Source organism: Erwinia sp. PsM31 (assembly GCF_030433775.1).
GTDB classification, from domain to species: domain Bacteria; phylum Pseudomonadota; class Gammaproteobacteria; order Enterobacterales; family Enterobacteriaceae; genus Erwinia; species Erwinia aeris.
Map to the genome: position 1 here is coordinate 99926 of NZ_JARUWZ010000013.1, position 13052 is coordinate 112977.

At 55.8% G+C, this 13052-nt stretch carries 12 protein-coding genes; 5 read left to right on the plus strand and 7 right to left on the minus strand.

Features of this window, described 5'->3' with window-relative positions:
* Positions 1-129: 129 nt before the first annotated feature.
* The 4 genes from QCD69_RS12415 to QCD69_RS12430 form a co-directional block, all read right to left on the minus strand.
* Positions 130-1302 carry an HD-GYP domain-containing protein gene (locus QCD69_RS12415; RefSeq protein WP_253460637.1) on the minus strand — a complete coding sequence of 391 codons (1173 nt, stop codon included), beginning with the start codon at positions 1300-1302 and terminating at the stop codon, positions 130-132.
* Between the two features lie 213 nt (positions 1303-1515).
* Positions 1516-1767: a hypothetical protein gene (locus QCD69_RS12420; RefSeq protein ID WP_253460634.1), complete on the minus strand. Its 252-nt coding sequence runs from the start codon at positions 1765-1767 to the stop codon at positions 1516-1518.
* A 115-nt stretch (positions 1768-1882) separates the two neighbouring features.
* A complete protein-coding gene (gene ycgZ, locus QCD69_RS12425; RefSeq protein ID WP_253460631.1) occupies positions 1883-2131 on the minus strand; it encodes a regulatory protein YcgZ in 249 nt (82 codons plus the stop codon).
* Positions 2132-2425: 294 nt separating this feature from the next.
* A complete protein-coding gene (locus tag QCD69_RS12430; protein WP_253460628.1) occupies positions 2426-3340 on the minus strand; it encodes a manganese catalase family protein in 915 nt (304 codons plus the stop codon).
* Between the two features lie 503 nt (positions 3341-3843).
* On the opposite strand from QCD69_RS12430, the gene QCD69_RS12435 reads away from it, so the two are divergent.
* Entirely contained in the window at positions 3844-4929 is a 1086-nt protein-coding gene (locus tag QCD69_RS12435; RefSeq protein ID WP_301252242.1) for an aldo/keto reductase, read from the plus strand.
* A 215-nt stretch (positions 4930-5144) separates the two neighbouring features.
* Entirely contained in the window at positions 5145-6029 is an 885-nt protein-coding gene (locus tag QCD69_RS12440) for an ROK family protein (protein WP_301252243.1), read from the plus strand.
* 221 nt (positions 6030-6250) lie between these two features.
* Here QCD69_RS12440 and QCD69_RS12445 read toward each other — a convergent pair whose 3' ends face one another.
* Positions 6251-6943, minus strand: a complete 693-nt coding sequence (locus tag QCD69_RS12445) for a DUF421 domain-containing protein (protein WP_253460619.1) — start codon at positions 6941-6943, stop codon at positions 6251-6253.
* Between the two features lie 365 nt (positions 6944-7308).
* On the opposite strand from QCD69_RS12445, the gene umuD reads away from it, so the two are divergent.
* Together umuD and umuC are read left to right on the plus strand one after the other, a co-directional pair.
* Positions 7309-7743 (plus strand): translesion error-prone DNA polymerase V autoproteolytic subunit, encoded by a 435-nt coding sequence (umuD, locus tag QCD69_RS12450; protein WP_253460616.1) that lies wholly within the window; start codon positions 7309-7311, stop codon positions 7741-7743.
* Positions 7727-8989 carry a translesion error-prone DNA polymerase V subunit UmuC gene (umuC, locus tag QCD69_RS12455; protein WP_253460613.1) on the plus strand — a complete coding sequence of 421 codons (1263 nt, stop codon included), beginning with the start codon at positions 7727-7729 and terminating at the stop codon, positions 8987-8989. The genes umuD and umuC overlap by 17 nt, the downstream gene beginning before the upstream one ends.
* Here the strand turns inward: umuC and QCD69_RS12460 are convergent.
* Positions 8962-10158: an MFS transporter gene (locus tag QCD69_RS12460; RefSeq protein WP_301252245.1), complete on the minus strand. Its 1197-nt coding sequence runs from the start codon at positions 10156-10158 to the stop codon at positions 8962-8964. The two genes, umuC and QCD69_RS12460, sit on opposite strands and share 28 nt — an antisense overlap.
* Before the next feature lie 276 nt (positions 10159-10434).
* On the opposite strand from QCD69_RS12460, the gene QCD69_RS12465 reads away from it, so the two are divergent.
* Positions 10435-11319, plus strand: a complete 885-nt coding sequence (locus tag QCD69_RS12465; RefSeq protein ID WP_253461292.1) for a LysR family transcriptional regulator — start codon at positions 10435-10437, stop codon at positions 11317-11319.
* Positions 11320-11398: 79 nt separating this feature from the next.
* On the opposite strand, the gene hemB is transcribed toward QCD69_RS12465, so the two are convergent.
* The gene (hemB, locus tag QCD69_RS12470; RefSeq protein ID WP_253460606.1) at positions 11399-12376 is read right to left on the minus strand and encodes a porphobilinogen synthase; all 978 of its coding nucleotides are present in this window, start codon (positions 12374-12376) and stop codon (positions 11399-11401) included.
* Positions 12377-13052 lie beyond the last annotated feature (676 nt).

The following is a 13052-nucleotide window of genomic DNA, read 5'->3' on the forward strand; positions in this document are numbered from 1 at the left end:
CCGCTTGTTACGCCTCTAACATGGCAAATAATCGCGACAAAAACCCCAGGAGTAATACGAAATTGTGAAATTTTTGGTAGAAACAGGAAAGTTGGTGTTGAAATGTTAGCGCGCTGTTGTTCCTGCCCGTCAGGCGACGGGCGACATCCACAGCGTATTCAGGTTGTAATGGCTCCAGGTCTCCGCCTCTTCCGGCCCGGCAATACTGTCCCAACAGTAGCGATCGGCCAGATCGATTACTTCCGGCCGCAGCATATGATTGGCGGAAAGCGAATAGAACACGCAAACCCTGGGCAGCAGCAGCGAGCTTTCGCCCGGTTCAATCACCACGGCCACGCGACCGGAAGCCAGACGCACGATTGAGCCGACCGGATAGATGCCGACGGCTTTCACAAAGGCGTAAAAGATTTTGCGATCGAAGTGCCCTTCCCAGCTGGCCATCTGGTGCATCGCGCTGGCCGGATTCCAGCCCGCTTTATAAGGACGATTGGAGGTGACGGCGTCATAGACGTCGCAAATCGCCGCCATGCGCGCCAGCTGGGAGATATCTTTGCCTTTCAGGCCGTGCGGGTAGCCGCTGCCGTTGATTTTTTCATGATGATGCAGCGCCACGTCCAGCACCGCTTCGTTTTCACCGCTGCGGCGCAGCAGATCCTCGCCCATGACCGGATGCTGTTTCATCACGTCGAACTCATCGTCCGTGAGCTTGCCGGGCTTGTTGAGGATCTCCAGCGATACGCCCGCCTTGCCGACATCGTGCAGCAGGCCGGCCGTGCCTGCCAGGCGCGTCTGTTCATCATTGAGGTTAAGCTGGCGGGCGAGCGATACCATCAGCGCGCAGACCGCCACGGAGTGCAGGTAGGTATAATCATCGTGCGTTTTCAGCCGCACTACGCTCAGCAGCGCGGCCGGATGACGGCTGAGGGAACCGCCGATTTCGTCCACCAGCGGCAGCGTGCTGCGGGTATCAATCGTTTTACCGAGGCGCGCATCGTTAAACATGCTCATCACTTCGCCTTTGGCATGCAAGCAGATCGCCTGTGCCTGCGCGATCTCTTCATGGATACCCGATACCCTGGGCAGGGCAAGCTGTTCGTGAAGCGGATCCTGGCTGTCCGGGCCGCGCCCTTTCTCCAGATCGATCCAGACTTCTTTTATGCCGCTTTCCACGATGACGTCAATCTGCTGCTGCGTGGTAAGCAGCATATGGTTACGCACGAGGGGATGCTTCAGCCAGAAAACTTCCAGCTTGTGCACGTACATGCCGGTGCGCAACTCGTGTATCTGAATTCTTATTATCATTTCCCCCCTCCTGCCCCTCCTGCCTTTTCCTCCAATCTGCACAGGTATCGGCGGCACGAAAAAAACCTTCAGCCATTGTCGCCGCTTATTTTGCTTTTTTCGATTTATTTACATTGCCCGGGGCAGGCTGTTCGCCAGCCTGAAAAGGTAAGTCGTTTTCAGGCTGGAAGGCGAAGAAGGCATTACGCCGTACGGAGGTCGGCTTCGGGAAGATTAGTGAATAACGTTGTCGTCGCTGGCGGAACGGCGATTCAGGGCTTCACCGGCGCTGACCTGAGCATGGCGAAGCTCTCTGATAGCGGCAAGGCAGGCTTTGCGGTGCTCTTCATCCGTTTGTCGGGCCGCCAGCGCGCGCAGTTCATTAATAAGCGAGGCAAGATTAAGCGGGCGCTGCTGCTCAAGAAGCGCCAGCGTGGCTTCTCCCAGCATCAGATCCCGTAATTTTTCAGAATGGCGATGGTCCATGGAAACTTCTCTGGCTTGTCTGCCGCGTGGATCGCTTTCCGCGTGGCAGGACGGAACGCCTGAACCCACGCGGAAAGAAAAAGCAGGTCGAACGAGCGGTGGGCTACGCGGGCGTTTAGCTTTCGCGACCGAACAGCATAGCAATCAGTTCGTGATGATGTTTTTCGAGGTCGGGCTCACTGACATCGGCCAGGCGGCTCAGCAGCTTTGCACAGATTGACTGGCGATTAACCGTCATGCCGGATTTTAAAATCTCCATCACTACCTCACCCAGCGTTTCCTGATGAGAAGGTACAGCAGCGTCATGGGCGCCGAAGTAGAGGCTCATGTCCGCGGTTTGTGTGTTGAAATTATCCTGACGCATAATGGATCCTCTTAAGCAGGTGAAAGAATGCCCGAAGGGGGTAACGTTTCTACCCTGTACAGCTTTTCAATTAATGTACAGTATCTTAAAAGTCTGGGGCGGATTTTTTTTGCAAAAAATGCTTTTTTGAGACATAAAAGGCGTTATTTGGTCACATTTTAGTTAATAACTAACAACCTTTTCTCAAAATATTTAGCCGGTTATAACAAAAACAGGAAATGACAGGCTTCAGGGCAAACTTGTACAAGCGCGAGTAAAAACGGGGGAGAACGGCTGTCTCCCCGCGATGACACCTTATTTTTTCGGTACGTTTACTGCAGATTTGCCTACGGTTTCGTTTTCGATTGGCCCTGATGCGCCAAGATCGGTGCCGGTGACCGGGTTCACCGTGGTATCGGAAGCGGTACGCAACGCCAGATTATCCAGCTCGGTTTTCTGATCGGACGGCAGCGTGATGCTGGCATAACCGTCGCCGCCATCTACCGCCGGTGCCGGATCGGCTACGTAAGTGAAGTTTTCGTCCGAGTTCCAGCTTCCACGCACCTCGCCGCCTTCTGACATATTGTAATAAACGTTTGAGTACTGCTCGATAGGCGGCAGCTTGCCGACCGGGAAGTTATTACGAATGGAATAAAGCGCCTTTTCAAAAGAGATCTGATGCGCAACTTCGCGGGTCATCAGAAAGCCTAACGCATCCTTAACGCCCGGATCGTCCGTTACGTTAATCAGGCGCTCATAGAGGATTTTAGCGCGCGCTTCGGCGGCGATATTAGAGCGCAGATCGGCTGTAGGTTCGCCGATGGTATCGATATAGGCTGCCGTCCACGGCACGCCGCCGGAGTTGGTCAGCGCCGGGCCGCCGCCGTAAAGAATCGACGTCAGGTGGCTGTCATTACCGTTGCCGGTGATGGAGCGGTACAGCTCGCCCTCTTCTTCCGTGCCTTCGGCCAGCTTGCCTTTGGCGCCTTTGTTCAGCATCCCGACCAGCGAACCGATAATTTCCAGGTGGCTCAGCTCTTCGGTGGCAATATCCATCAGCATATCGCGACGGCCTTCGTCTTCGTCCGACAGGCCCTGGGTAAAGTAGCGGCAGGCCGCGGCCAGCTCGCCCTGTGGCCCGCCGAACTGTTCCAGCAGCAGGTTAGCCAGTCCGGGATTTGGCTCGGCAACGCGAACGGTATACTGCAATTTTTTTACGTGTCTGAACATAGCTCACTCCAGTCAGAAAAGGCTTCCGGCAATCTGCTCTGCGGCAGATCTCTCCGCTCTTTATTGCTGGTTTTCATACCTGAGTTATGGCGGCAGAAATAGATTACATGGGGTATTTCTGCTTGAGGATATTCAACGTCACTATTCAGGTTTAAAAACCTCGTTTAAAGCATAGTTTACTTTTTTCCCCTGCAAGGTATCTGAGCGGAAAGTAAAACGAATAAGATTAGTCCTGGGTGTTAATTACGGCCAGGAAAAAACAGAATTGCGTCCTGCCAGGCTAAATAGCTGTTTTAACCCGCCGTCTTAGCGAAATAATTATCATTAAGATTGCCATGCGAATTACGCAGCGATGATTGCTGCCGTATGGGATTTCTTATTTCGTGTTGGCCGGAATAAAACACCTGAATAATCTGCATTTGTACGAAATAGTTTCCGCGCGGCCTGGTCTGGTTTTTTGTGGTCTATGCTTGCCCTCGGGTTTTCATAGTGAGGAGAAAGCAATGAAGTACAGAAAACTGGGCCATTCCGGCCTGATGGTTTCTGAGCTGACGCTCGGGACGTTAACCTTTAACGGCCAGGCCGGCTTTGAAAAAACCGGCAACGTCGATGTTCGCCAGGCCCGCCGTTTTATTGAGATAGCGCTGGAACGAGGCGTCAATACCGTGGACACGGCCGACCTTTATTCCAAAGGCGGGGCGGAAGAAACGCTGGGCGAGGCGCTGGGTGGCAATCGTCAGCGCGTTATCCTGGCCACGAAAGCCCGCAGCCCGATGAGCGACGATCCTAACGACAGCGGCGCCACACGCTTTCATCTGATTAAGTCCTGCGAGAACAGCTTAAAGCGTCTGAAAACGGATCATATCGATCTCTATCAGATCCATAACTGGGACGGCGTGACGCCGGTGGAAGAGACGCTGCGCGCGCTGGAAGATCTGGTGAAAAGCGGCAAAATCCGCTATTTCGGCACCTCGAACTATACCGGCTGGCAGATGATGAAAACGCTGGGCTGCGCCGAGGTGAATCATCTGCTGAAGCCGGTAAGCCAGCAGATTTACTACACGCCGGAGTCGCGCGAGGCGGAGTTCGAGCTGCTGCCGATGGCGCTGGATCAGAATATCGGCACGCTAATTTGGGGGCCGATGGGCGAAGGTCTGCTGACCGGCACCGTACAGCGCAACGTGAAAACGCCAGCGACCTCCCGTCAGGGCAACGGCTGGCCGGAACCCTACGTGCACGATATGGAGCACGCTTACCGGGTTATCGACGTGCTGACCGAAGTGGGCAAAGAGCATAATGTATCGACCGCGCGGGTCTGCCTGGCCTGGCTGCTGACGCGTCCGGGCATCACGTCGCTGATTGTTGGCAACCGCACCGAACAGCATTTACAGGACAACCTGGCCGCAGCGGAGCTGACGCTGAGCGAAGCGCAGATCAAACGTATTGAGCAGGCGACGCGTTCTGCGCCGCGCTATCCGTACTGGCACCGTTTCACCAGCGGCATGGACAGACTGGATCCTGCGGAAAAAGTTTTTCTGGATGAGTATCAGCAAACGCTGGAAGAACGGAAAGATCTCGACCGTAAATAATCTTTTTGCGGCTAACGAACCCGGCTGACGGGTTCGTTTTCGCGTTTATCGTTGGCCCTTTTATATCTTGTTCACCTGCCTTTATATTCCGCCTTAATCCGTAGCCTCGCCCGTAATAAAAAACAGGCCGCCGCACTTTTGTTATCGCTGTCCGCACAACGCAACGGCGCAATTGGTCCGCAGCTATACTGATAAAAAAACAAAAGGAGAAGGATATGAAACTTGCCGTATTTGATATTGGCGGTACCTCGTTAAAAATGGGCGTTGTAACGGATAAAGGCGACATTCTGGCCAGTGATAAAGCGGATAACGAAGGATCGCGCGAGGCTATTCTGGGCGCTATCCTGGACTGGCTGGAAAAAAACCCCGGCTGCGAAGGCATTGCCGTTAGCGTGCCGGGCTATGTCGATCCGCACAACGGGTTTGTGTCGATGGGCGGCACGGTCAGGGCATTTGATGATTTCCACCTGAGTAAATGGCTGACGGAAAAAACCTCCCTGCCCGCCACCGTGGAAAACGACGCGCACTGCGCCCTGCTGGCCGAACGCTGGCTGGGTAAAGCACGCAATATGTCCGATTTTTTGATGATCACCATCGGCACCGGGCTGGGCGGCGCGGCCTTCTGCAACGATGCGCTGGTACGAGGCAAGCAGGATCGCGCCGGCGAGTTCGGCTGCCTGCTGGTGGCGCGTCCCGCTGGCGGCAGCGTCAGCCACTATACGATGGGCGACAACTGTACGATGACCGCGCTGCGCAAAAGCTATGCGCTGCACAGCGGGCGTGATGTGGACGAGGTCAGCGGCAAAGACGTTTTTTCCGGCTGGGATAATAAAGAGCCGGTCGCCACCAGGCTGGTCACCACCTTTTATCAGGATCTGTGCGCCGGCATTTATAACCTGGCGAACGTATTCGATCCCGAATGCATTTTTCTGGGCGGCGGCATCACCGAGCGCGAGGATTTTCTGGAGGAGGTGAAGTTTCATCTGGCCTGGTTCGGCAAAACCATCCCGGTGGATACGGCCACCTTCGGCAACGATTCCGGGATGTTAGGCGCGGCCTGGCACTTCCTGCAAAGTAACCAGCGCGATACACACGGCTGACAGGCGTATCAACGCGCACGGGCGCCATTGGCAAGGCTAAGCCCAGCAACATCGCTGGCGCGCTTGTCAGGCAATCCACAGGCGCCAACGGCAAGGCTAAGCCCAGCAACATCGCTGACGCGCTTGTCAGGCGGCCCGCGGGCGCCATTGGCAAGGCTATACCAATAACCCTGTCAGCACTCGTTGGGCAGCCTGCCGTTATGCTGGCTACGCCAGCCTCGCTAGCGCGCTCGTTGGGTGGTCAGCGCCAGCGACCAGAGATTGCGCTGGCAGCGGGGGCAACTCAGCTGCTGCTGCGCCTGTAGCCGCTGCGTTTCTCCGCAATGGTTGCAGGCGTAGAGGCCATCTGCGGGCACGCAGGTATAATCCTGCCGATGTTGAGGCGGCAGCACGGAAAGGCCCGGCCGCACTTCTTCGCGATCGTAGTAATAGGCGCTGATATCGCCGTCCAGCTCGATCAGCGCCAGCCGGATCTGACCCAGATGCTCCACGCCCTCCTGCCGCAGCTCCATAAAGAATTCGTCCTCAGAAATGTTCAGCCCGTCCAGGCTGTCCAGCACATACAGACCGTCCTGAATCAGTGTGATCACTTCGCCCTCCACCCATCGGGCGACCCGTGAGCTGCGTGCGGTCAGAAAAGTCGTGAAGCGATAAAGTACCAGCAGCACCAGGAAGACCATCGCGACCGGCAGCACAGGCACATCATCATAAAAAGTGACGTCTCCTGAGGCCGATCCCAACGTCAGGATAATCACCAGCTCAAACAGCGACAGCTGGCGAATGCCGCGCCTGCCGGAAACTTTCAGAAAGAGAAAAACAACGATGTAGGCGAAGAGTACCCGAACCGCGACCTCGCCTAAAAAAGTAATGGAAAGATCGTTCAAGAAAAAGCGGTGCCAGTCGAAAGAAAACATAAGCGTGCGTGATTATCCCAAAGAAAAAAATGATAAGGCGTCAGTGGAAAAGTTGATATTTTATGACATTTTCCTGCGCAGAAAGCCATTATTAAGATGCATAAAACGAGGCTGGTGGCCCTGCATCCACGCTGGATTTTACTTAGCGCAAAAAAGAAATAAGCGGCTCTTATCCTTCTGCTCCGGCGCAACTATTATTCCCGCTGCAGTATAAGCTGCTTTATTAACCGGGGACGCACCTTTAAGAAAAAGCGAATAAATTCCTGTTATTACAATCTGTTGCCGGAAAGTTCCGATCAATGCCTTGCCTGCCGCCCGCATTCAGCGATACTGTATATAAACACAGTTAAACCGGAATAAGCATTATGCAGCCGATTTCCCCTGCTGAAATTATGGAAGATCTTTTTTTACCGCTGTTTATTGAGCGCGTACCCTGCGGCTTTCCCAGTCCGGCCCAGGATTATATTGAGGACCGTCTGGATTTGAATAAGCTGGTGCTGCGTCATCCCAGCGCCACCTATTTTATCAAAGTAAGCGGCGACTCGATGATTGAGGCCGGGATCGGCCATGACGATCTGCTGGTGGTGGATCGTTCGCTGACCGCAGAGCATGGCGATATCGTGGTAGCGGCCGTGGCCGGTGAATTTACCGTTAAAGAGCTACGCCTCCGCCCTTTTTTACAGCTGATGCCGCGCAATCGTCACTATTCTCCGATTACGTTTCACGATGCGGAAGAGCTGGAAATTTTTGGCGTGGTCACTTTTATTCTGAAATCCACCAAAAATGTTCGCGCTGGTTGACGTCAACAGCTTTTATACCTCCTGCGAAACGGTGTTCCGTCCCGATTTGCGCGGCAGGCCGGTGGTGGTCGTTTCCAACAACGACGGCTGTATTATTTCCCGATCGGCCGAGGCAAAAGCGCTGGGCATTAAAATGGGCGAACCTTATTTTAAAATTAAACAGGATCTCCAGCGTCAGCAGGTGCAGGTTTTCAGCTCAAACTATGCGCTGTATGCCGATCTCAGCCATCGGGTGATGACCCTGCTTGGCGAGCTGGCGCCTGCGAGCGAAATTTATTCTATTGACGAGGCTTTTCTGGATCTGACCGGCGTCAGCAACTGTCTCTCGCTGGAGGATTTTGGCCGCGACATCCGGCAGCAGGTGCTGAAAGCTACCGGCCTGACGGTCGGCGTCGGCATCGCGCCAACCAAAACGCTGGCCAAGCTTGCTAACTATGCGGCGAAGAAGTGGAGCAAAACCGGCGGCGTGGTCGATCTCTCCGATCCGGCGCGCCAGCGCAGGCTGCTGCCGCTGGTGCCGGTTGAAGAAGTCTGGGGCATTGGCCGTCGCGTCGGCAAGCGTTTGCAGCTGATGGGCATTAAAAACGCGCTGGATCTGGCCGACAGTCCCGTCCCCACCCTCCGCAAGCACTTCAGCGTGGTGATGGAGAGAACGGTGCGCGAGCTGCGCGGCGAATCCTGCCTGGCGTTAGAGGAAATGGCACCCGCTAAACAGCAGATCGTCTGTAGCCGCTCTTTCGGGCACCGCGTCACCGACTATCAGGATATGCATCAGGCGATCTGCGCCTGGGCCGAACGCGCGGCGGAAAAGCTGCGCGGCGAGAAACAGTATTGCCGCTTTATCAGCGTTTTTATCCGCACCAGCCCGCACGACGACAACGGCACCGGCTATAACAACCAGGCCTCCGGCAGGCTGCTGCTGCCCTCGAACGATACGCGCGATATTATTCGGGTGGCGACCGAGGCGCTGGACCGTATCTGGCGCGAAGGCGAACGCTATATCAAAGCGGGCGTGATGCTGAGCGATTTTTACAGCGAAGGCGTGGCGCAGCTGGATCTGTTTGCCGAAACGCAGCCGAAGGCCAACAGCGCGGCGTTAATGACCGCCATTGATACGCTGAACCGCTCCGGCAAAGGGAAAGTCTGGTTTGCCGGACAGGGCATTGAGAAAAGCTGGTCGATGAAGCGGGAGATGCTCTCTCCCGCCTGGACCACGCGCTACAGCGATTTGCCGACGGCGAAGTAAAACCAGCGACGGGCCAGCCCGGCAAACAGCGCCGACAGCACCAGCAGCGCCAGGCCGAAGGCGAACGGACTCCACCAGCCGGCCGCGTCAAACAGCAGGCCGCCCAGCCCCGCGCCAAGCGTGATCGCCATCTGGATCACCGCCACCATCAGGCCGCCGCCCGCTTCGGCATCGTCGGGCAGCGCGCGGCTTAGCCACAGCCCCCACGCCACCGGCGCAGGCGTCGCTACCAGCCCCCAAAGCGCCAGCAGCACGCCGGTCAGCAGCAGAGAATGCCCCAGCGCGATCAGCAAGGCGGCCAGCAGCGCCATGCCGAGCGGAATGGCGATCAGATAAGCGTAGAGGCGGCGCTCAAGCAGCGTACCGATAAGCCAGGTGCCGATGAGTCCCGCCCCGCCCAGCAACAGCAGCAGCAAAGAGAGCTGGTTGACGTTGGCGCCGGTAACGGTTTCCATAAACGGGCGCAAATAGGTAAAAATGCCAAACTGCCCCATAAACAGAAACATAATGCCCGCCATGCCCAGCGCCACGGGCGGCCGAACAAGCAGGCGCAGCGGGTTGGCGGCTTTGTTGCGGCCGTTGCCGGGCAATGATGGAATGCTGCGCCATTGCCAGATAAAGGCGATAACGGCCAGCGGCACCACCATAAAGAACGCCCCGCGCCAGCCAATATACTGCCCAAGAAAACTGCCCAACGGCGCGGCGACGGTAGCGGCCAGCGCGTTACCGCCGTTGATCAGCGCCAGGCCCTTCGCTACCGCGTGAGCAGGCACAAGGCGCATCACCGTCGCCGTCGACATCGACCAGAAGCCGCCAATGGCGATCCCCAACAGCGCCCTGCCGACCATAAACATCAGGCCATTGGTCGAAAAGGTTACCGTCAGCCCGGAAAGCGTCAGCAGCAGCGTAAAGGCGATCAGCACTTTTTTACGATCGAAACGCCCGGTCAGCGGCGTGTTAAGCAGGCTGGTGAGCACGGCAAAAAAACCGCTGACGGAAATTGCCTGTCCGGCATGGCCCTGACTGATCCCTAACCCCTGCGCGATGGGCGTCAGCAGGCTGACCGGCATAAATTCTGAGGCGATCAGCACCACTACGCCAAGCGCCATCGAAAAGACGGCGCCCCAGGCAGGGTGATGACGAGATTGTTCCGCTACAGCACTATTCATGAACGATTCCGATATTATTAACACTTGCGCTATTTTGCACGCTGGCCGGGTTAATGATTAGACGGGCGTAATCGCATGTAATTGTGAATTTTTTGCATCAATCAACGAACGCAAAGCCTCAAAGACCCGTGAGCACGCATAAAGAGCGGCACTGCAGGGCTTTGGAGTTTTGTGCGCCGCAGGCAGGCGAAGCGGTAAAAGAGATAGAGTAATGCGATCGGATGGGGTAATTTTTACGCGCTTGTGAAATTTAATCAGCAATTCTGCGTGGATACTATGAACGATATCGTGGCCTTTCTGGCCGTTGCCCGGGCGCAAAGCTTTACCAAAGCCGCCGCCGGTCTTGGCGTCAGCCCTTCGGCGCTGAGCCATACCATTCGTAATCTGGAAGAACGGCTGGGCGTGCGGCTGCTGGCGCGCACCACGCGCAACGTTGCGCCTACCGAAGCCGGCGAGCGTCTGTTGCAGTCGGTTGGGCCGCTTTTCGATCAGATTAACAGCGAAATTGACAGCATTGGCGAGCTGCGCCATACGCCTGCCGGTAATATTCGCATCACCTGCTCAGACGACGCGGCGGAAAATTTGCTGCGGCCGATACTGCCCGCGTTTTTCAACACCTATCCTGATATCAGCGTAGAGATCTGTATTGATTACGGCTTTACCAATATCGTCAGCGAGCGTTTTGATGCCGGTATTCGTTTAGGCGAATCGATCAGCCGGGATATGATCGCCGTGCGCCTCGGCCCGGACTGGCGTCTGTCCGTGGTCGGCGCGCCGGACTATTTCCGCCGCAATCCACACCCTGTCGTTCCGCAGGATCTGACCGCCCATCGCTGTATTAATATCCGGCATTCGGTCGGCGGCAGTATTTACGCCTGGGAATTTGAAAAAGACGGGAAAAAACTGAATATCAAGGCCAACGGCCCGCTGTTGTGCAACAGCAATATTCATATCCTGAACGGCGCGCTGGACGGTATCGGCCTGGCCTGCATCCCGGATTTTATGGCGAAACCCCATATTGAGGCGGGTCGGCTGGTAGAGGTTCTGGCGGACTGGTGCCCGACGTTTGAAGGATTTCATCTTTATTATCCCAACCGTCGCAACACTTCTTCGGCGTTTTCCGCCTTTGTGGAAGCGGTCAGGTATCGCGGGCCGCGCTGAGATGCGGTTATCCGGGCAGAACAGGCAAAACCCGTCCTGCCCGGTGATTAACCCTGGTGGCTAAAATGAAGCGCTACGGTTACAGCAGGTTTTTCTCGGCCAGATCCAGCGCAAAGTAGCTGAAGATCAGATCGGCGCCCGCACGCTTGATGGCGCCCAGGCTTTCCAGCACCACTTCGCGCTCGTTGATCGCCCCCGCCTGCGCGGCGAACTTCAGCATCGCGTACTCACCGCTGACCTGGTAGGCCGCCAGCGGCAGCTCGGTACGTTCGCGCACGTCACGGATGATATCCAGATAGGCACCCGCTGGTTTTACCATCAGCGCGTCCGCGCCTTCAGCCTGGTCGATTAACGACTCGCGGATCGCTTCGCGGCGGTTCATCGGGTTCATCTGATAGGTTTTGCGATCGCCCTTCAGCGAGGTGCCTGCCGCTTCACGGAACGGGCCATAGAAGGAAGAGGCGAACTTGGTGGAGTAGGACATGATAGCCGTATCGGTAAAGCCCGCTTCATCCAGCGCGTGGCGGATAGCCGCGACCTGACCATCCATCGCGGCGGAAGGCGCGATAAAGTCGGCACCCGCGCGCGCGGCGGCAACCGCCTGCTTGCCCAGGTTAATCAGCGTGGCGTCGTTGTCCACGCCATGATCGTGCAGCACGCCGCAGTGCCCGTGCGAGGTGTATTCGCAAAAACAGGTATCGGACATAACGATCATTTCCGGGACGGTCTCTTTACAGATACGGGACATGCGCGAAACCAGCCCGTTTTCCTGCCAGGTATCGCTGCCGTCGGCGTCGGTATGATGAGAGATGCCGAAGGTCATTACCGAACGGATGCCCGCTTTCGCGATGCGCTCGATCTCATAGGCCAGACGTTTTTCCGGAATACGCATCACGCCAGGCATGGCCTGAATCGCTTTATAGTCGTCCAGACCCTCTTCAACAAAGATCGGCAGCGCCAGATCGTTAATGCTGAGCGATGTTTCCTGAAACAGCGAGCGGAAGGAAGGCGTTTGACGCAGGCGTCGTGGACGAAGAATTGGGGATAGAGTCGACAAAACAACCTCGGTTTAGCAGATAGTCAGCGGCAGAGAGGCGCCGCAGGGATAAAAAGAAAGTCCGTTAACAGTATACCCACAGGCGCTTTCTGACAATGTCTGTCGCTTTTCTTCACTGGCGAACGGCACAGAATGCCTGGGTTATTATCCGCGACGCCGCCTCTGTTGGCCGCGCTGAAATAAGTAACAGACAGGCGGTAATCCTGGTGAGAATTTTCATGATCGGACGCCATGACATCCTGAAATTATGCCCGGGCTTGTAAAGCCTCTGGCCACTAACGCTAATCGTTTTTCGGGTGTGGTTCAGCACTCAGTCATTTTGTGGGCTTATCAGTTCAGGCACGGCAAATGAAGGCGGACAAAAAGCAGTCCCATCCCTGAGCCGTAACGCTCATTCCGTAAATTGCAGTTCCAGATGGACGTCGCGCAGAACTGGCGCTAAAGACGTTTCGCCACGGACGGGTTTCGGCCTGACGGCCCATTTGCGCAAGCGTCCCTTTTTTTAGGTCTATACTCAGTGAGCCAGGTATATGATTTAAGTAGACAATTTGCTGTCACCGGGAAAAGGGAAACCTTAAATTTATAATATATATGCTTGTTTTTGTTGTATTTTTTTCTGTGGCGCTTTGCATGTTAAGTCAGCGTCCATATCACCCCTGACGACTATGGAGGCGTA